Origin of the sequence: Pseudosulfitobacter pseudonitzschiae (assembly GCF_900129395.1) — a bacterium.
Lineage (GTDB): Bacteria > Pseudomonadota > Alphaproteobacteria > Rhodobacterales > Rhodobacteraceae > Pseudosulfitobacter > Pseudosulfitobacter pseudonitzschiae.
Genome location: NZ_FQVP01000002.1, coordinates 263,428 through 282,538 on the forward strand (window position 1 = coordinate 263,428; position 19,111 = coordinate 282,538).

Below are 19,111 nucleotides of genomic sequence, written 5' to 3' on the forward strand. Positions count from 1 at the left end.
AACCTCTTTCTGCCCTTGTTTGCGCTACCAACCACACCAATCGCCTCTGCCACGACGCACGGCCCCCGCGCAGCAGGGGGGCTTGTGCCAAACCAATCCTTGCTTTCGGCGCGGATTTTCCATAAGTCTTTGTTTTGTAAAGCCGCATCGCGGCGCGCGACCGCCCTGCCGACTCTCTGGGGCATCATCGGCCCGGCCTCCTGTCTCCGGGCGCTGAAATTCCCGCCGCCTTTCGCCCCAGACCACACCACGCGACCCTTGCCACCGATCTGACGGCACCCTGCACGCGCCCTCCCTCCACCGCGCAGGACCGCCGCGCCCCCACGGCCCGCGCACGCTTGTCGATCACGGACCCATTGCCGCCCGACCCCGCGGCCCGAAAGGACAAAACACATGAGCAACGACATCAAACGCGCGCCCGTGGCCGTGATACTGGCCACAGGCACCGGCGCGCACTTTGGCGCGGCAGCCGACAAAAGCCCCGCCTGCCTGCGCAGCGTCGGCGGTTCGGTCATCCTGGAACGCACCCTGCGCAACTGCCTCAGCTGCGGCATCTCGCAGTTCGTGCTGGTGCTGGGCCACCGCGCCGAAGAGATCAGGCAATTTGTCGACAAAACCTTCCGTGGCATCCGCGTCACCTATGTGACCAACACCCGCTATGACAACAGCGGCTCCGCCCAGGCGCTGCTGCTGGCCCGTCAGGCCACCGGCATGTCCGAATTCGTCAAATTCGACGCCAGCGTGGTGTTCGAAGTCCGCATCCTGCGGCGGTTGCTGGACAGCAATGACACCAATGTGCTGTGCATGAACAGCACAACTCCCTCTGTTGACAACATGGTCAGGGTGATCACGGACGATCCGGCACCGGACATCGAAGCGGACCGGGCCATCACCCCCGAACGGGCCTTTGCCGCCGCCATCGGCATCGAAAAGATCGGCGCCAAAACCGGTGCGCGTCTTTTTGCGGAACTGGCGCAGATCATGGACGACCCGCTGCGGTCGAACGATCCCGACACCGTGGCCTACGCCCGGCTGTCAGCGGCCGGCACGCCCTTTCATGCGCTCGACATTGCGGGGCTGAACTGGGTCCGCATCGACACCAAGGCGGATTTTGACGCGGCCAACGCGATGTTCGGCTCTCCGGTCACCACCGTGTCACGCGGGCAGGAACGCGCCATTGATGCCGCCGCGCACAAACATACAGAATCGCTGTAGCCCCGCGATCGCAGGCCCTGCATCGGTCGCGGCGGCCAACCGCGCCCCGTGCTGTGCCGGCCCTCTTGACCCTCGGACCCAGGCGTCCGCATTGTCCTATCGACAAGGCCCCGCATCCCTGCCAAGCCTTGCGCGAACCACCCCTCCATCTCAGGATGCCGCCATGACCGACGAACCCGAAAGCGCCTTCAAGGTCCATTACATCTGCCAGACCTACACCGAGAAAAAGACCGGCCGCGCAGGCCAGGTGGCCTTGGTGGTCGACAAACAGTTTCAATACACCACCGCCGAACAGGCCCGCGAACGCGCCGAACGCGAAAACCGCTCGGACACCTGCGCGGGGGCCGACGCCTACAGCGTCACCGAAGATGCAGGCTCGGGCGAGGTTTCAGAGCCGACATTCCTGGTCCGGCTGGGCAACGTGCCCGAATTCGACGCATTCTGAACGGGCAGGGCGCGGGCCTCAGGCCCGCGCAAGATCCCGGTCAAAGCTGAGATCGTCATAGGTGAGCGATCCGGCACCCGGCACCGTCGCAATGACCCTGTCGAACAGCAGGATATTGCTGCCTTCGCCATTCTCCCAGGGCTCGACCGTGACTTCCGTTGCCGACGGTCCCGAAAAGCCGGAAAAATCGCCGAAATAGCCAATGTTGATCACGTCTTCGCTCGGATCGAAATCGGTGATCAGGACCGGCTCGGGGAACAGGTTGTCGCCATCATAGGCGTCATTGTCCACGTAGCGCATGTTGTGGTTGATCACGAACACGTCCTCGCCTTCGCCACCGGTCAGAATGCCGCCATCGTTTGCAACCAGCGTATCGTTCCCTTCACCGCCGTTCAGCGTATCGACGTGCAGATCGTGGACAACCTCGATGGGCGAGGTGCCATCATTATACGCCGTATAGGTGGCGCTGTTGGCGACGATGTAATCGTCCCCGGCACCGCCATTCAGAACGTCGCTGCCACCGTGATGGTTTTCGCCCGCGTAATCGCCACCGACATAGCCCGCGAAAATACTGTCATTGCCATCCCCGCCGTTGATCACATTGTCGGAATGGTTGCCCTCGATGATCGAACCGGCCTCGCCGTCGGTGTAATCAATGTCACCCGCGTTCTGTTCCAGAACGAAAGCAACATCCAGATCATCAAGCGTCATGCCCTGACCGCCGGTGATTTCCGCCACCAGCGTGTCGCCCATGTACACCTCGGCGCCCGTGCCATCGGCGCTGTCCTGAATGGTCAGCGGACCGGTGTCGCCTTCGCGGATGATGATGCTAAAGGCCAGCGTGTCCTGTCCCTGGACAAAATCGGTGATCTCGGTGACCCCCTCTTCGCCAATGTCGGCATGGATGAAAATGCTGTCATTGCCATCCCCGCCGGTGATCGTGCTGCCGCCATCGACACGGATGTCGTCATCACCGGCACCCCCATCCACGACCGACCCGTTCTCGATGCCTTCGTTCCGGCTCAGGTCATAGTCAACGATCAGATCGTCGCCGTCGCCCCCGTGCAGCGTATCGACACCGCCACCGCCATACAGCCGGTCATCGCCCGCGCCGCCATCCAGGAAATCCGCCCCGTCCGTCTCCGAAGACGTGCTGATCTGCGACGCATCCCCGTACAGTATGTCGTTCCCTTGCCCCCCGTACAGGCTGTCCGCACCGCCGTCGCCGGAAATGTCATCCCTGCCGAACTGCCCGAAAAGCTGGTCATCACCGGCACCGCCGCTCAGCGTGTCGCTGCCCGCCCGCCCGTACACGATGTCATCACCTTCTTTTCCCAAAAGAAGATCCGCGCCGCTTGTCCCTTCAAGGGTCAACGACGGGTCAGGGATCGGGTCAACCGGATCGACCGGGTCCGTGGGCGTTTCAGGCGGAAGCGGATCAGGTGTATCCTCTGTGTCAGACGCAGAATCGTCGCTATCAATAAATGCGACAGCGCCCAGCATTGCCGCCATCATGAACAAAAGTCCCATGGTATTGCTCCGGTCAGAAAGGTTCGTAATAGAGTTCTAATATATGTAGAAACATTTCTACTATGGGTTGGCGATATTCGGTTGTCCATAGCCGTGCGAGTTAAATGCCAATTGAATCAACAGCCCCGGCCCTCGGACTCCGACACCCATCGCCGCCACGGGCAGTCCCGCAAAAGCAACCAGCCCGCGCAGACGCATAATCACGCATCAGTCGAGAGACCGCGCTCGCCAAGGCCGTAAACATCACTGTCGGGTGATGATTCACGGTGCTGCTGGAGGGAATTGAACTCTGAATATAAATCAGTGTCTTAACTGGGGCTTTTTGACATCCTTCCTAGGCGCTCAATTGTAACACAAACGAATATCGTTCCGGCAGTCCGCAGTTCGCAAGGCAATTGTGCTTCAAAGACGGCCACCCCCTCATTGTTAGCACTTCGCGAACAACAGGTGACATGTGCTCTGCGACAAGAGCACCATCCAAGCGACCAAAACGCCGACAATGCCATGGCGAGACAACCAGGTCATGCATACATTCGGGTGTTTATGCTCTATAGCCAACGCAATTGTGACAGGGTGCCGTGTGGACTTACCGCCTTCGCTTACACACTTATCAATTATGATGGATCGTCGCACATTTATACTCTCGGCCGCCGCACCACTCGCGGTGCCGCATATTCTTCGCGCTCAATCAGACAATCTGACCGGAGCCGTCCAGCGCCTGTCGCAACTGCATTCGCTCCAGATCCGGCGCGGCGATGACGTGATCTTTGCCGATGCGCCGCGTGGTCCAGGGCTGGATCGTCCCGCCAACATCAAGTCCTGCTCAAAGAGCATCGTTGCCCTGCTTCTGGGTGCCGCGATCGAAAGGGGCGAAGTCACATCGGTGACCGCAACAATCGGTGAGGTGGCGCCCGGCATCTTGCCAGCCGATGCCACGCCCGGCGCGGCGGACATCACGATGGAGGATCTGGTGACGCTGCGGGCAGGCTTGGAGCGAACCTCGGGTGCGAACTACGGCGCCTGGGTGAACTCCGACGATTGGCTGACTGACGCGCTGACACGCCCCATGGTCGCAGAACCCGGTGGCCGGATGCTGTATTCGACGGGCGCAACCCACATACTCGGCGCAGCGCTGGCCGAAGCGACCGGGCAAAGTCTTCTGATGCAGGCCCGCGCGCGGATTGGGGAACCGATGGGTCTGGAAATTCCCGCCTGGACGCGCGACCCGCAGGGGTATTACCTCGGCGGCAACGAAATGGCGCTGCGCCCGACCGCCATGCTGGATATTGCGACCATGATGCGTGACGGTGGCCGGTTCAAAGGGAATCAGGTTCTCCCGAAATCCTGGATCGACGCGTCGCTCCAACCCCGTGCGCGGTCGCCCTGGTCGGGGCTGTCGTATGGATATGGCTGGTTCCTGTCACCCTCCGGCTACGTGCTCGCAAGAGGCTACGGCGGGCAGATCATCGCCGCGCATCGCGAGAAAAACCTCGCCGTGGCGATCACGTCCGACCCGACGCAACCGGCCCGGTCCGAAGGCTATTTCGGAGATCTGATGCAGTTGCTTGATGGGCCGATCCTGAACCTCACGTAAGTTCTGCCGAAGGAGGGATTGGGTCAGCAACGAATACTGACAACTGATCAGGACATCCTCATCACAACGGACGGCGAGCGGACCTTCGCTGCGAACCTGTCCATTTTGTAACGCAATTGGCAACTGCGAGATGGACAAAGCCCCAGACAGTCAAGGTGTTGTAACGATAACAGCGGGCTAACATGGTGCTGCTGGAGAGAATTGAACTCTCGACCTCTCCCTTACCAAGGGAGTGCTCTACCTCTGAGCTACAGCAGCGCCAGTGTGCGGGGTGATTAGACGCAATCGCGCGCCCGTGCAACCCCTTATGACACCAGAAATGCAACCCATTCTGGACGCCCCCGCGCCCCTGCGCTAACAAGGCCGCATGGCAGAAAACAACCGCACCAAACCCCAACAGCCCAACGCGCGCGAGGCGCGGCTCAAAGCGGCGCTCAAGGCCAATATGGCCAAGCGCAAGGCACAGGCCCGCGCACGGGCCACCGCGGGGCAACAGACGGCGCAGGCAAAGGACAAAGATTGATGGATTCGATTCTCGTACGGGGCGGCGGACCGCTCAGGGGGCAGATCCCCATCGCCGGCGCCAAAAACGCCTGCCTCACCCTGATGCCCGCGACCCTGCTCAGCGAGGAACCGCTGACGCTGACCAACGCGCCGCGCCTCAGCGACATCAAGACAATGACCGCCCTGCTGGGCTCGCTGGGGGCCGAGGTCACCAGCCTGCAGGACGGCAAGGTGCTGGCCATGTCCAGCCACAACATCAACAACCACACCGCCGACTATGACATCGTGCGCAAGATGCGCGCGTCGATCCTGGTGCTGGGCCCGATGCTGGCGCGCGACGGCCATGCCATCGTGTCGCTGCCCGGCGGCTGTGCCATCGGCGCGCGCCCGGTCGATCTGCACCTCAAGGCGCTCGAAGCCATGGGCGCCGAGCTTGAGCTGAAAGACGGCTATGTCCACGCCAAGGCGCCCAAGGGCCTGCGCGGCGGCACCATCGACTTTGCCTTCGCCTCGGTCGGGGCCACCGAAAACGCCCTGATGGCCGCCACGCTGGCCAAGGGCACCACAGTGATCAACAACGCCGCCCGCGAGCCGGAGATCGTCGACCTGGCCGAATGCCTGCGCAAGATGGGCGCGCAGATCGAGGGCGAGGGCACCTCGACCATCACCATCCAGGGCGTTGACCGGCTGGGCGGGGCCACGCACCCCGTGGTCACCGACCGGATCGAACTGGGCACCTATATGCTGGCCCCCGCCATCTGCGGCGGCGAGGTCGAGCTTTTGGGCGGGCGCATCAACCTCGTCCAGGCGTTCTGCGAAAAACTGGACGCCGCGGGCATTTCCGTCGCTGAGACCGCGAACGGCCTGACCGTCAAACGCAACGGCGGCGACGTGCGCGCCGTGGATGTCACCACCGAACCGTTCCCCGGCTTCCCCACCGACCTGCAAGCGCAGATGATGGCGCTGTTGTGCACCGCCAAGGGCACCTCGGTGCTGGAAGAGAAAATCTTTGAAAACCGCTTCATGCACGCCCCCGAACTGATCCGCATGGGTGCCGACATCGAGGTCCACGGCGGCACAGCCACGGTCAAGGGCGTCAAAAGGCTCAAGGGCGCGCCGGTCATGGCCACCGACCTGCGCGCTTCGGTCTCGCTGATCCTCGCGGGGCTGGCCGCCGAAGGCGAAACCAGGGTCAGCCGCGTCTATCACTTGGATCGCGGCTACGAACATGTCGTCGCCAAACTCTCGGGCGTGGGCGCCGATATCGAACGGGTCAAGGACGCATGACCGAAGACGCAACCTTCGAGGACGGCGCGGAGCGCCCCCTGAACCTCGGCGCGCTGGATGCCGACGACCTGTCGGTGATCTCGTCGCTGGCGCAGGACGCCGTGTTCCCGATCACCGAGATGAAATGGGCGATCCGCCAGCGCCGCTTTGCCATCCTGCTGAACCGCTTTCGCTGGGAAGACGCCGCCAAACGCACCGAGCGCGTGCAGGCGCTGCTGTCCTTCGACACGGTGCTCGAGGTCGCCAGCCAGGGCATAGACCGCAGCGACCGCGACACGGTGCTGTCGCTGCTGTCGGTGACATTCGAGCCTACCGGCGACGGCGCGGGCCACATCCTGCTGACCCTGGCCGGCGACGGGGTCATCCGCCTGACCGTCGAGGCCATCGAGGCCAGGCTGAAAGACGTCACACGCCCCTACCTCGCCCCGTCGAAGAGCACGCCCAAGCATCCCGATTGAGGGCAGGGCGCTGACCCGACAACACAGGACAGCGCCCGCCTTGCGAACACCAAAGGGGCCGGCGGCCCCGCGTCCCTGAGCCTACAGGGTGCGGACATGCGTGTTCCAATACCCGTGCAGCGCTTCGATATCGCCGCTGGTCAACAGGGGCATCGCGGTGTGCAGACGGTCTTCGGACCATTCCCACCACTTCAGTTCAAGCAACAGGTCGATGTGCTGCGCGCTGAAACGCGTTCGAATGTCCCTCGCCGGATTCCCGCCGACGATGGTGTAGGGGGCAACATCACGCGTGACCACCGCGCGGGTGCCAACCACGGCCCCATCGCCGATCTTGACCCCCGGCATCACGATGGCTTCCGACCCGATCCACACATCATGCCCGATGACCGTGTCACCGGCTGCTTCGAATCCGTTCCTGGCAGTCCTGAACGCCGGAACCTCAGACATCCAGTAAAACGGAAACGTGCTGATCCAGTCATTCCTGTGGCCCTGGTTGCCAGCCATGATGAATGCCGCACCTGATCCGATAGAGCAAAAGCTGCCGATCAGCAGGCGGTCAACCCCCTCATCCGGCAAGAGATATCGCGCGCAGTCGTCGAAGCTGTGACCGTGGTAATAGCCGGAATAGTAGCTATAGCGCCCGACAACGATGTTTGGATTGGTGACCTGTTTGTCCAGGGGGATGCCCCGGAACGGGCTTTCGAAAAAGTTTTCCATCTGAAACCTCTGAATGATTGGCGTGTTCGCGCAAATGCGAAAAGGACGCGACCGCAATGCGCGGCGCGTGACAGCCCCGCGCTTTGGCGACGGGGCGTTATTCAGATGCTTCGGTCTGCTGACTTCATTGTGTGTCTTGCCATATCAAACGGCTGCAAGAGTTAGCAGTTCAGCCTCTGAACGCAAGCCTGATCATCGGCATTACCTGCGCCCCCCTTCATCTTGCCCCCCAAACTTCGGGATTTGGTGGTTGGTGAGGTTGCGGCGAAGGGCAGCGCCCGACCGCGGGTGGGCATCACAACACCCGTCAGCACCACTTTATTTCCATGCCTTGGCGTGGGGCTGAAGAGGCGCAAGCCGGTGAAAAAGCGCCCGCCCGTCGCACCAAAGGTGCGCCGATTATCTTAGGCACGCCTCTGGCGTGACGGGCGGTCGGGCGCTGCCTCTCACACATTGCAAAGCAATGTGTTGCCGGCAGGTGTTCGCTTTGCGAACACCGAGAGGCCGGCGGTGCTTCGCACCTTGTTCCGGGCTTGGTGGGTGGGGCTGGTGTTAGGTGAGCTTGCGGCGAAGGTCGGGTTTGACCCCCTTGCGCATTCCCCCGCGCGGATTCAAGGCCGCAGGCCGCCGCGCATCGCCGGGCCGCCCCACGGCCCGGCGATTTGGCTTCTGTTGCGCGTGACCGATAGCTCGGATGTGCTTGGCTGCCATAAAGTGCCAGACTCCAAGGTCGGATCGCCGCACCTCGGCCCGACGTTGCGCGGCTTCGCTCGCCATTTTAAACGGCAAGAAAGTCCGCTCACCCGCTATTCACCCCCCTTCATCTTGCCCCCTAAACTCCGGGGCAGGCGCGCCAGCCCCCCCCGCCCCCATCCCCCGCTTGAGCCTGCCGCCCGCGCCCGCTATGTCACGACCGACACTGCAAGCGAGCCAGCCATGCCCCAGTTCCTCGATCACGCCGATGCCGACTTTGAAACCCGCTTCACCGCGCTCTTGAATGCCAAGCGCGAGGACAGCCCCGATGTCGACGCCACCGTGGCCGACATCATCGCGCAGGTCCGCACCCATGGCGACGCGGCTGTCATCGACCTGACCGCGAAATTCGACCGGCTCACGCTCACCCCCGCCACCCTGGCGATCACGGATGCCGAGGTGGACGCCGCCATCGCCACCGTCAACGCCGCCGACCGCGCGGCCCTCGAACTGGCCGCCGACCGCATCCGCGCCTATCACGCGCGGCAACTGCCCGCCGACGACAGCTGGACCGACGACACCGGCGCGACACTGGGCTGGCGCTGGACACCCGTGTCGGCGGCGGGCCTTTACGTCCCCGGCGGGTTGGCGTCCTACCCCTCATCCGTCCTGATGAACGCCATCCCGGCCAAGGTCGCGGGCGTGCAGCGGCTGGCCATCACCGTGCCCACGCCCGACGGAATCCTGAACCCGCTGGTGCTGCTGGCGGCGCGTCTGGCCGGCGTCGATGAAATCTACCGCATCGGCGGCGCGCAGGCGATTGCGGCGCTGGCCTATGGCACCGAAACCATCCCGCCGGTGGACAAGATCACCGGCCCCGGCAACGCCTTTGTCGCCGCCGCCAAACGCCGTGTGTTCGGCAAGGTCGGCATCGACATGATCGCAGGCCCCTCGGAAATCCTGGTGATTGCCGACGCCGACAACGATCCCGACTGGATCGCGCTGGACCTGCTCAGCCAGGCCGAACACGACGAAAGTGCGCAAAGCCTGCTGATCACCACCGACGCCGCGCTGGGCCGCAAGGTGGCGCAGGCTGTCGAAACCCACCTGCAAACCCTCGAACGCCGCGCCATCGCGGGGGCCAGCTGGCGCGACTTCGGCGCGGTCATCACCGTGCCGGATCTGGCCACCGCCGCCGCCCTCAGCAACCGCATCGCGCCCGAGCATCTGGAGCTGATGGTCGCAGACCCGACAAAACTCAGCGAACAGATCACCCACGCCGGCGCCATCTTCCTGGGCGCCTGGACGCCCGAGGCCATCGGCGACTATGTCGGCGGCCCCAACCACGTGCTGCCCACCGCCCGCTCGGCGCGGTTCTCGTCAGGCCTGTCGGTGATGGATTTCGTCAAACGCACCACGCTGGCGCAGATGACGCCCGATGCCCTGCGCGCCATCGGCCCCGCCGCCGAAACGCTCGCCACCTCGGAAAGCCTGCAAGCCCACGGCCTGTCCGTCACCGCCCGCCTGAACAAACTGAACCGTAAAACCTGAAACATGACGCAGTGCAGCGATTGAACCTGCCGCCCCTCATGGGCTAACCTTGGCCAGACTCACACGCAAAGGATGCGACATGTCCCGCATCACCCACATCGACCTAGACGACGGCAACCTGCCGCCCCCCACGCCCGAGATTGAACAGGAACGCAAGGTCGCCCTGTTCGACCTGCTGGAAGAGAACAGCTTTGCGCTGCCCGCCCGCGATGACCGCGACGTGCCGCCGGGGCCGTACCACCTTGGCCTCGCGATCCGCGAAAACCGGCTGGTCTTTGACGTGACCACCGAAGCCGCCGACAAAGCCGCCGAATTCCACCTGTCGCTTGGTCCCTTCCGCCAGGTGGTCAAGGACTACTTCCAGATCTGCGAAAGCTACTTCGAGGCGGTCAAGAAACTGCCCCCCAGCCAGATTGAAACCATCGACATGGCCCGCCGTGGCATCCACAACGAAGGCTCCCGCGTCCTCCAGGAACGCCTGGCCGGCAAGGCCGACATCGACGAAGGCACCGCCCGCCGCCTGTTCACCCTGATCTGCGTCCTGCACTTCGGCGGTTAGGATGGTCGCACCCTTGCCCCAATCGGTACTGTTTTGCTGCGACCACAACGCAGTGCGCTCTCCGATGGCCGAGGCGATCATGAAAAAGTTTTACGGCACAGGCACTTACGTCCAATCCGCCGGGGTCAAGGCTGACATGGAAATCGACGGCTTTTCCATCGCCGTCTGCCAGGAAATCGACGTCGAGCTGTCGCGCCACCGGTCGCGCAGCTTTGACCAGATGGAAGACTGGGGCGACGACCTGGGCAGCTTCGACCTGATCGTGGCGCTCTCGCCCGCCTCGCAACGGCGCGCGCTGGACCTGACCCGCTTTTACCACCTGGAAATCGCCTATTGGCCGATCATGGACCCCACCGGCCTGGGCGAAACCCGCGAGGCCAAGCTGGCCAACTACCGCAACGCCCGCGACCAGATCATCGACCACCTGCGCGAGCGCTGGGGCGACCCCACCGTGCTGACCTGAAGGACCCCCCTATGACCGTGGTGAACCGCTATTTCGACGCCTTCAATGCAGGCGACACCGACGCCATGCTGGACTGTCTGACCGACGACGTGGCCCACCACGTGAACGAAGGGCAGATCCGCACCGGCAAGGCGCTCTTTGCCGACTTTTGCGCCCACATGACCCGCTGCTACGCGGAAAACCTGACCGACATGGTGGTGTTCGTGAACGCCGACCAGACCCGCGCGGCCGCCGAATATGTGGTCAACGGCACCTATCTGCAAACCGACGCAGGGCTGCCTCAGGCGCGGAACCAGACCTACAAACTGCCTGCAGGCTCGTTTTTCGACCTCAAGGACGGCAAGATCGCCCGCGTCACCACCTATTACAACCTGGCCGACTGGACGGCACAGGTCGCGTGACCCAATGCCACGTGCTGACCGGGGCGGCGCTGGACGCGGCGCTGGGCGATGTGGCGCGCCTGCGCATCGCGGTGTTCCGCGAGTGGCCCTACCTTTATGACGGCGACCTGGACTATGAACGCCGCTACCTTGCCGCCTTCCGTGCTTCGCCGCAGGCGGTCGTGGTGGGGGCCTATGACGGCAACACGCTGGTGGGGGCCGCCACCGCAGCCCCCCTCAGCGATCACGCCGACGATTTCGCACAGGCGTTCGACGGCACCGGGGTGGCCATCGACGATGTGTTCTATTGCGCTGAAAGCGTGCTGCTGGCCGACTATCGCGGGCAGGGGATCGGGCACCGGTTCTTTGACGCCCGCGAGGACGCCGCCCGCGCCTTTGGCTACAGCAAATCCGCCTTTTGCGCCGTGCAACGCCCCGACGATCACCCCTTCCGCCCCGCCGGTTACCGCCCGCTCGACACCTTCTGGCGCAAACGCGGCTATGCCCCGCTGGACGGGGCCATCGCGCAGTTCACGTGGAAAGACGTGGACGCGGATGCGCCCACGGCCAAACCGCTGCAGGTGTGGATCAAGGACCTGTAATCAGCCGCAAAGCTGCCCGGCCTGATCGCCGAACGCCTTCCAGCGTTTCCAGAACGCCTCGTTGCTCGAAGACGAAGAGGTGCGCATCTCCTGCGCGCTGTGCGGGTCGTTGAAAAAGCCGACCCCGCGCCGCTGGTCCGCATTGCTCAGCGACATGTCAGCCACCGCCTGAACGCAGCCACAGCGTTCCCGGTTCGCCTGCTTGCGCCCCGACGCCTCGCAGGCGTTTGCAATCGGTCCGCGCGCAAACAGCTTGGGCGCAGGCTGCCCCAGGGGCGTGGACATGCGCGCGCCGGGGGACTGATAGGTCGTTGCATTGTAACTGGAATACCTGGTGCCCCCGCCGCCACAGGCAGCCACAAGGGCCAGACACGAGAATAGGGCCGTCAATCGGATCATGGTTTCGCCTCACACCATCGCGGCATTCTTTGGCCGCTGCTTACTGCTGGAACGGATTATGCCGCAAATCGGAGCAGGGGGCAATTCACGAGTGTGCGGGTCAAACGGTCGCGGGGGAGGGGGCAAGGCTGGCCCCAAAGCAAGGCGCGCGGGCCCACCGCAAAGGGTAACGTCAGGCACAACAGCCGCCCCAGAGCACCAAAGCCCGGAATCAAAGGTGCGTAGCACCGCCGGGCAGCGCCCGACCGCCCGTCACGCCAAAGGCGTGCCTGACATTACCTTCGGTGCGACCGGCGGGAGCGAGTCCAACAGGTAATTTCAGGCAAAACAACCACCCCGCCCACCAAAGCCCGGAATCAAGGTGCGCAGCACCGCCGGGCAGCGCCCGACCGCCCCATGGGCGGGCGCTTTCTCACTGTATTGCGGTTCATCACCCCCACGCCAAAGATCAGAAATAAAGTGGTGCTAACGAGCGCCCCGATGCCCACCCGCGGTCAGGCGCTGCCCTTGTGTTGTGGGGAGGAAGGGGCGAAAGCTTACAAGGTAGTTAATTTTGCTGTCTGGCTATCCGAGCGGCCCGCTGCCTGACATTAATTCAATCACATACTCGATCAAATTATGTGCGCGCATTCCAATTTTGGTTGCAGACATAAAACCTGATCCCTCAGCGCGTTTTGCCCGTTCAGCCAAGCTGATCTTGCCTGCGCGATAGCCACTTTGCTTGATGGCTTCTGCCACGGCATTGGCGCTTTCCCCATCGCGCGTTACTTCAGCAGCCAGCCCGAATTCTTGGTTCAAACGACCCGTGGTACCTTCGCGCAACCCGTCGATGCTTGTCGCAACTGCCAGCCGTTTGCTATCGTCGATCTCGCGCAACCGTTGCTTTGTGCGCGTGTTGGCTGCTTCTGCCACGTCAGGATGGTCTGCCCTTAACTGCAATGCTGCTTCGTCTATCGCCAAGATCAAAAAGGCTGTTTCATCGTCATCAGCCAGCCTGCCAGAGGCGACATCTGATTTAATTTTTGCGCTTGCAGTCCGCAGGTAGAATTCAAACGAATTCGCGTCACTGTCTGCAACCCGAATGGCTTGGCGTAACGCCTTGCTCGCAAGGTTCATCTCGCTCAGGTCGCAGACATTGCTTTGTATTGCTGTATCAAAAGCAAAATTGACCCGTTCAAGAATGCTATCAATCAATTGGCTGGGGTTTAAGGCAACGCCGCGCACGTCATACAGGCCATCGTTTGACTCGAAGATTTCTTCGATTTGCGGGAATTTCTCTATAACGAGATGCGCTTCGATTTCACGGATCGCATCCGCCACGGCCTCTGGCCCTTCTTCCCAAACGTCGTCAGGAATAAGAGAAACGGCAACCAATTGATCCACATCAATCGGTGTACCGTCTAACACATACGTGTACCAATCTTGCCAAAACCGCCAGATTTCAGGGTCTCGCGCGAAAAAGCCCTCCAGCCTATCAATCGCGGCTTGTGGCAGATCAGGCGTGCCCAACTGCCCCCACAATGGTCCCCATGAGCCGAATACGTCTTGTTGTATCCACTCACGCTGTTGGCTCAGATTTACAGCTTTCAGTGCACTAAGATTTTGTTCTTTTTGAAAGAAAAAGAAAGCGAGATCACATAATGATACTACTTTTTGAACATCGGATTTACTCGCCCAGGGCGTCACTGCGATACTATGCACTTCTCGAAACGCATAGTAGGCTTTGTCTGATGCCCCCGACGATTTGCTCCGTAAAGCGCGATCACCGGCGATTGAAATAGCCGATTTCAAAGCCTGACTATTTTCCAATCGAGCTTCAACAATCGCCATCGCAGTAACAGCAAACCGCATAGCCCTCAGCATCAGCATATCTATCGACGATTCATCGGTTTCCGTCGCGATGATCGGAAGGGACCGCAAAGCTGCGCGCGATGCCTCGCGAACCCACTTCCGCTGATCTTCGCTCCCGAAATACGCCTGACCGTGTGGCCCATATTTATCAATGTGATCTGGCATCCATGCGCCCCCTGAAACACCAGTCCTAACATGGCCAGATGCTTCTGTAAGGCCATTTTCAGGCTGATTTTTCCGTGGACCTCAGCGCAGCATCTTTAATTGAGCTTCTGGAGTGACCACCCCATCCCCCCGTGTCCCCCCAAACCCACCTCACACAACAATCCACCGCCCCCTCCATGCTCACTTGACCAACCCTCAAATCCCCTACATATCCAGCCCATGACACCGCTTTCACATATCCGCAATTTTTCCATCGTCGCGCACATCGACCACGGGAAATCCACGCTCGCAGACCGTCTGATCCAGTCGACCAACACCGTGGCCGACCGGGACATGAAGGCGCAGATGCTTGACGCCATGGACATTGAACGCGAACGCGGCATCACCATCAAGGCCAACACCGTGCGCATCGACTATGTCGCCGACAACGGCGAGGCCTATGTGCTGAACCTGATCGACACCCCCGGCCACGTCGATTTCGCCTACGAGGTCTCGCGCTCCATGCGCGCGGTCGAAGGCTCGTTGCTGGTCGTCGACTCCACCCAAGGGGTCGAGGCGCAGACGCTGGCCAACGTCTATCAGGCCATCGACGCCGACCACGAAATCGTGCCGATCCTCAACAAGATCGACCTGCCCGCCGCCGACTGCGACCGCGTGGCCGAACAGATCGAGGATGTCATCGGCATTGACGCCTCCGGCGCCATCCGCGTCTCGGCCAAGACCGGCATCGGCATCCACGAAACGCTCGAGGCGATCGTGCACCACCTGCCCGCGCCCAAGGGCGAGGAAAACGCCGACCTCAAGGCGATGCTGGTCGACAGCTGGTACGACAGCTACCTCGGCGTCATCGTCCTGGTCCGCATCATCGACGGCCGCCTGAAAAAGGGCGACCGCGTCAAATTCGTGTCCAACGGCACCGTGCACCACGTCGACCGCATCGGCGTGTTCCGCCCGCAGATGCAGGTCATCGACAGCCTCGGCCCCGGCGAAATCGGCTTTCTGACCGCCTCCATCAAACAGGTCCGCGACACCCGCGTCGGCGACACCGTGACCCACGACAAGAAAACCGTCACCCCGCTACCCGGCTTCAAACCCGCGCAGCCGGTGGTCTTCTGCGGCCTGTTCCCCGTCGACTCCTCGGAATTCGAGGACCTGCGCGACGCCATCGACAAACTGGCCCTGAACGACGCCTCGTTCAGCTTTGAGATGGAAACCTCCGCCGCCCTCGGCTTTGGCTTCCGCTGCGGCTTCCTTGGCCTGCTGCACCTCGAGGTCATCCGCGACCGGATCGAGCGCGAATATGACATCGAGCTGATCACCACGGCCCCCTCGGTCGTCTACCACGTCTACATGCGCGACGGGTCCATGCAGGAACTGCACAACCCCGCCGACATGCCCGACCTCAGCGTGGTCGACCACCTGGAAGAGCCGCGGATCAAGGCGACCATCCTCGTCCCCGACGACTACCTCGGGGACGTCCTGAAACTCTGCCAGGACCGCCGAGGCGTGCAGCTTGACCTGACCTACGCGGGCAGCCGCGCCATGGTCGTCTATAACCTGCCGCTGAACGAGGTTGTCTTCGACTTCTACGACCGCCTGAAGTCGGTGACCAAGGGCTATGCCTCCTTTGACTACCAGCTGACTGGTTACCAAACCGATAACCTGGTGAAAATGTCGGTGCTGGTGAACGACGAACCCGTCGACGCCCTGTCAATGATGGTCCACCGCGACCGCGCCGAAACCCGTGGCCGCGCCATGGTCGAAAAGCTCAAGGACCTGATCCCGCGCCACATGTTCAAGATCCCGATCCAGGCGGCCATCGGCGGCAAGGTCATCGCCCGCGAGACCCTGTCGGCCATGCGCAAGGACGTGACCGCCAAATGCTACGGCGGCGACGCCACGCGCAAACGCAAGCTGCTGGACAAGCAGAAGGCGGGCAAGAAGAAGATGCGCCAGTTTGGCAAGGTGGATATTCCGCAGGAAGCTTTCATCTCAGCACTAAAGATGGACAGCTAAAAGCTGTGCATCTTTAGTGGCGGTGGGGTGAGAGTCCCGCGCAGCGGGGCGCGGCCCCACACAGATGCAGTATTCTTCACTGGCTATTTTAAAGTTTCCGTTCCTCAATTGCGTGTTTCTTGAAAGAGAAGGGTCTAGCTATTTTAGCGGGGATTGTTCATTTTAATGATAGAAAAAACACTAATTTTTCTCATTTCCATTTAAGGTCTCGTTAATACTGTATATTACCTTCTTGATATTTTCGACAATAGCTTTCGCGCGAAAGTGTAGCTTCGTTTCAATTTTTTGATCTTCACTAAGATACTCGTACTCCCAGAGCATTGCTGAAATCTTTCGGTAGATTATGTCTCCCTCAGTTGTTCTTTTTGTGAATGATGTAGGCACGAGGCCGAGTACAGAAATGCCCACAACGCCAACTGTTTCGATCAGAGGATCTACAATCAACCCTCGATCACAAAGAGATTTAAGGATCAGTTTTACTTGCGCAAGATCTTCGCCTCCCTCGGCTAGATTTAGTGCGTGAAAAACTCTGCTATCTATGTTGAAAGCATTGTTGCTGGTCTCGAGACTCGGCGTTTTATTAGAAAAAGAGTCCAGAAACGCCTCTCTTAACTGCGAAGTTAAATACTCTACGTTGTCTCCAAAAGCCTCGTCAGCTTCTTCGCCGTCGTAGTTTAGCATATCTATTATGACTGGGATGTAATAGTATACCTCAGTAGAGGTCAGTATTCTGAAAGGTTGTTCTTCGCTTGAGTTTGCCCAGTCTTTTGGATTTGTGAGTGCCAAGACGGCGAGTTCAACTGGAGTTATACCTTCGATTTCAGGATGCTTTATTGAATGACTCAAGTTCAGATTTAATTGATTTGCATCTGTATACTCCGCCTCGAAAAATAAATTATTGGTGGACAGGCGATCAAAGTCAAGGGTTTTTCTGTGGATTTTATTGAACACTTTTCTTAGTGTTTCCTTGGGTACTGGTCTTTTCCCCTGCCTAATGTTGTTTAGTGCTCTTCGAGTGATGTGAGCATCTCTGATTATCTCGTTATCGGAAATTCCCATTTCCTCTAGATGCTTTGAGAAGTTAAAGTAATAACCCTTTTTTTCAGATGTATCGTTTTCCAAATTTATCTCCAGTAAGATATATTAGTTATTAAAAATGGTACTTCACTGTCGGTTTATGTGCAATAAAATTAGTATTTAAGCTACTAGCTTTGCCAAATCTTCGATTTGGCAGCGCCCGAACCGCCCCCGTCGTGCTGAAAGCACGCCTGCGGCGTGACGCGGGCGCTTCGCACCAGCCCCTCGGTCCGGGCGCGGCATATCACTTAGGTCACCACCCCAACTCCCACCCCCTGGGCTCCGCCCGTCGTCCCCTCAATTGATCCACCGGACCCATTGCCCCGCTGCGCGGGGACCGGCGGCGACCCCCTCGGTCCGGGCGCGGCATCCTGATAACGCACCACCTAAACCCACGCCCCCTGGGCTCCGCCCGTTCGACCCTGAAACTGTCCACCGGACAGTTTCCAGGACGGGTCTCACTCCTTCGGCCACTTCTCGTCAAACCGGTTCGGCCGCCCGTATGCCTCCTCCCTGATCGGCATCGTCCACTCCTCGGGCCGCAATTCCATCCGGTCGAACGTCTTGTCCAACCGGGCCGCCCCGACCCGGCGATTGGCCTCGACCTGCAACTGGTGGATGATCTCGTTCACGTTCCGCCCCTGCACCGATCCCAGCACATGGGCGTCGCGCATCGAGATCACGGCACAGACCGGTCGGCGATACCGTGTCAGCCACAGGTTGCCGTTCTCGTGGGTCACGAACCGCAGCAGCGGGCCGCTGTTCGCACGGAAATCTGAAAAAGAAACTGCATGAATGGCCGGCAGCATAATGTCGCACCTCGCGGGTCTGTTGCGTTTTGTACGCATCTGCCCCGAATATGTACGACATCGGCCAAACCGGGGCGAAACCGCCGCTTTGGCCCCTGTCTGTCCTGTACGAAAACGGGCGGAATATGTACGCATTCCACCCTACAGCAGCGCGCCGCAGGTCCGGTTAACCCGCCGCGCGCCCTGTTAGATCAGTGCCCGAAGGCCCCGTTTTCCATCCACTCGGGCGCATCCTGTCCGGCGCGCATATGCAGGCACGCGGACCCCGTGCGCTGGAAATACACTGCCTCCAGCGCATACCATCCGGGCGTGGGCACATTGACCTCGACTGCTTCGGATTCCTCGCACGGATGGCGCCCGTCAAAGAACACCACTTCCTGCCCGCCGATGCTGGCTTTCAGCCCATCATTGCTCAGGAAATCAATGACATAGGTGCCGGCCTCGTCAAAGCGGACAAAGCCGGAAATCCCCGCCACAACGTGATGCGCGCGGGTGGCTGTCAGGGTCATATCCCCGTCCGCCGTGTCGCGGTAATCCAGCCCTTCCAACGGCTCACCCGGCTGGGCATCGGACAGGTAATTCTCCGCCTGCGCCAGTGTTTTCACATCCGGCGGATAGGCATAGCGCACCGCCAGCCCGTCGCTCAACCCCGTCGGCTGCGGGTCCGCAGGGGTCAGTTCCAGCGGCGCCGCCCATGCCGGAACGGACAGGCAAGCGGCTGTAATCATTGGGATAATCAGTTTCAAGCTGGGCTCCTTTTCAGGCGGATTTTGTCCCAGACTAAGCACTTGGCGCA

General features: G+C 61.0%; 19 protein-coding genes and 1 tRNA gene. 12 read left to right on the forward strand and 8 right to left on the reverse strand.

From position 1 onward, the window contains the following. The first annotated feature begins 393 nt into the window (after positions 1-393). On the forward strand, positions 394-1,215 hold the full coding sequence (locus tag BUC08_RS05650) for a phosphocholine cytidylyltransferase family protein (RefSeq protein WP_037926474.1): 822 nt from the start codon (positions 394-396) through the stop codon (positions 1,213-1,215). A gap of 163 nt (positions 1,216-1,378) precedes the next feature. Beyond that, positions 1,379-1,660, forward strand: a complete 282-nt coding sequence (locus BUC08_RS05655; protein ID WP_037926471.1) for a hypothetical protein — start codon at positions 1,379-1,381, stop codon at positions 1,658-1,660. An 18-nt stretch (positions 1,661-1,678) separates the two neighbouring features. Here BUC08_RS05655 and BUC08_RS05660 read toward each other — a convergent pair whose 3' ends face one another. Then, positions 1,679-3,190 (reverse strand): calcium-binding protein, encoded by a 1,512-nt coding sequence (locus BUC08_RS05660; protein ID WP_051694357.1) that lies wholly within the window; start codon positions 3,188-3,190, stop codon positions 1,679-1,681. Between the two features lie 616 nt (positions 3,191-3,806). Here BUC08_RS05660 and BUC08_RS05665 point away from each other — a divergent pair. Continuing rightward, the gene (locus tag BUC08_RS05665) at positions 3,807-4,784 is read left to right on the forward strand and encodes a serine hydrolase domain-containing protein (RefSeq protein WP_037926468.1); all 978 of its coding nucleotides are present in this window, start codon (positions 3,807-3,809) and stop codon (positions 4,782-4,784) included. Positions 4,785-4,967: 183 nt separating this feature from the next. On the opposite strand, the gene BUC08_RS05670 is transcribed toward BUC08_RS05665, so the two are convergent. Beyond that, positions 4,968-5,042, reverse strand: a tRNA-Thr gene (locus BUC08_RS05670). A 109-nt stretch (positions 5,043-5,151) separates the two neighbouring features. On the opposite strand from BUC08_RS05670, the gene BUC08_RS24750 reads away from it, so the two are divergent. From BUC08_RS24750 to BUC08_RS05680, 3 genes are read left to right on the forward strand one after another with little or no spacing between them, the layout of a single operon-like run. After that, positions 5,152-5,307, forward strand: a complete 156-nt coding sequence (locus tag BUC08_RS24750) for a hypothetical protein (protein WP_169741851.1) — start codon at positions 5,152-5,154, stop codon at positions 5,305-5,307. Further along, on the forward strand, positions 5,307-6,575 hold the full coding sequence (murA, locus tag BUC08_RS05675) for a UDP-N-acetylglucosamine 1-carboxyvinyltransferase (RefSeq protein WP_037926464.1): 1,269 nt from the start codon (positions 5,307-5,309) through the stop codon (positions 6,573-6,575). Before BUC08_RS24750 ends, murA begins: the two co-directional genes overlap by 1 nt. Continuing rightward, positions 6,572-7,033, forward strand: a complete 462-nt coding sequence (locus tag BUC08_RS05680) for a DUF2948 family protein (RefSeq protein WP_037926461.1) — start codon at positions 6,572-6,574, stop codon at positions 7,031-7,033. Before murA ends, BUC08_RS05680 begins: the two co-directional genes overlap by 4 nt. Positions 7,034-7,114: 81 nt before the next feature. Here BUC08_RS05680 and catB read toward each other — a convergent pair whose 3' ends face one another. Beyond that, complete coding sequence (gene catB / locus BUC08_RS05685) at positions 7,115-7,750, reverse strand: type B chloramphenicol O-acetyltransferase (RefSeq protein WP_037926459.1); 636 nt, start codon at positions 7,748-7,750, stop codon at positions 7,115-7,117. 936 nt (positions 7,751-8,686) lie between these two features. On the opposite strand from catB, the gene hisD reads away from it, so the two are divergent. From hisD to BUC08_RS05710, 5 genes are all read left to right on the forward strand, one after another. After that, a complete protein-coding gene (gene hisD / locus BUC08_RS05690; protein ID WP_037925563.1) occupies positions 8,687-9,994 on the forward strand; it encodes a histidinol dehydrogenase in 1,308 nt (435 codons plus the stop codon). Between the two features lie 79 nt (positions 9,995-10,073). Further along, entirely contained in the window at positions 10,074-10,553 is a 480-nt protein-coding gene (locus BUC08_RS05695; RefSeq protein ID WP_037924733.1) for a UPF0262 family protein, read from the forward strand. 1 nt (position 10,554) lies between these two features. Continuing rightward, on the forward strand, positions 10,555-11,016 hold the full coding sequence (locus BUC08_RS05700; RefSeq protein ID WP_037924735.1) for an arsenate-mycothiol transferase ArsC: 462 nt from the start codon (positions 10,555-10,557) through the stop codon (positions 11,014-11,016). Positions 11,017-11,027: 11 nt separating this feature from the next. Beyond that, complete coding sequence (locus tag BUC08_RS05705; protein WP_037924736.1) at positions 11,028-11,417, forward strand: ketosteroid isomerase-related protein; 390 nt, start codon at positions 11,028-11,030, stop codon at positions 11,415-11,417. Continuing rightward, positions 11,414-11,998: a GNAT family N-acetyltransferase gene (locus BUC08_RS05710; RefSeq protein ID WP_037924739.1), complete on the forward strand. Its 585-nt coding sequence runs from the start codon at positions 11,414-11,416 to the stop codon at positions 11,996-11,998. Before BUC08_RS05705 ends, BUC08_RS05710 begins: the two co-directional genes overlap by 4 nt. On the opposite strand, the gene BUC08_RS05715 is transcribed toward BUC08_RS05710, so the two are convergent. Together BUC08_RS05715 and BUC08_RS05720 are read right to left on the reverse strand one after the other, a co-directional pair. Continuing rightward, a complete protein-coding gene (locus BUC08_RS05715; RefSeq protein WP_037924741.1) occupies positions 11,999-12,397 on the reverse strand; it encodes a hypothetical protein in 399 nt (132 codons plus the stop codon). It abuts the gene before it with no gap. 564 nt (positions 12,398-12,961) lie between these two features. Further along, on the reverse strand, positions 12,962-14,413 hold the full coding sequence (locus BUC08_RS05720) for a hypothetical protein (protein WP_037924744.1): 1,452 nt from the start codon (positions 14,411-14,413) through the stop codon (positions 12,962-12,964). Between the two features lie 219 nt (positions 14,414-14,632). On the opposite strand from BUC08_RS05720, the gene lepA reads away from it, so the two are divergent. Continuing rightward, on the forward strand, positions 14,633-16,429 hold the full coding sequence (lepA, locus tag BUC08_RS05725; protein ID WP_037924746.1) for a translation elongation factor 4: 1,797 nt from the start codon (positions 14,633-14,635) through the stop codon (positions 16,427-16,429). A gap of 180 nt (positions 16,430-16,609) precedes the next feature. Here lepA and BUC08_RS05730 read toward each other — a convergent pair whose 3' ends face one another. The 3 genes from BUC08_RS05730 to BUC08_RS05740 all read right to left on the reverse strand — a co-directional run bounded on the left by BUC08_RS05730 (position 16,610) and on the right by BUC08_RS05740 (position 19,061). Next, positions 16,610-17,551, reverse strand: a complete 942-nt coding sequence (locus BUC08_RS05730) for a hypothetical protein (protein WP_143186684.1) — start codon at positions 17,549-17,551, stop codon at positions 16,610-16,612. A gap of 413 nt (positions 17,552-17,964) precedes the next feature. Further along, entirely contained in the window at positions 17,965-18,315 is a 351-nt protein-coding gene (locus BUC08_RS05735) for a hypothetical protein (RefSeq protein ID WP_037924750.1), read from the reverse strand. A gap of 191 nt (positions 18,316-18,506) precedes the next feature. Further along, the gene (locus BUC08_RS05740; protein WP_318173661.1) at positions 18,507-19,061 is read right to left on the reverse strand and encodes a PA14 domain-containing protein; all 555 of its coding nucleotides are present in this window, start codon (positions 19,059-19,061) and stop codon (positions 18,507-18,509) included. Positions 19,062-19,111 lie beyond the last annotated feature (50 nt).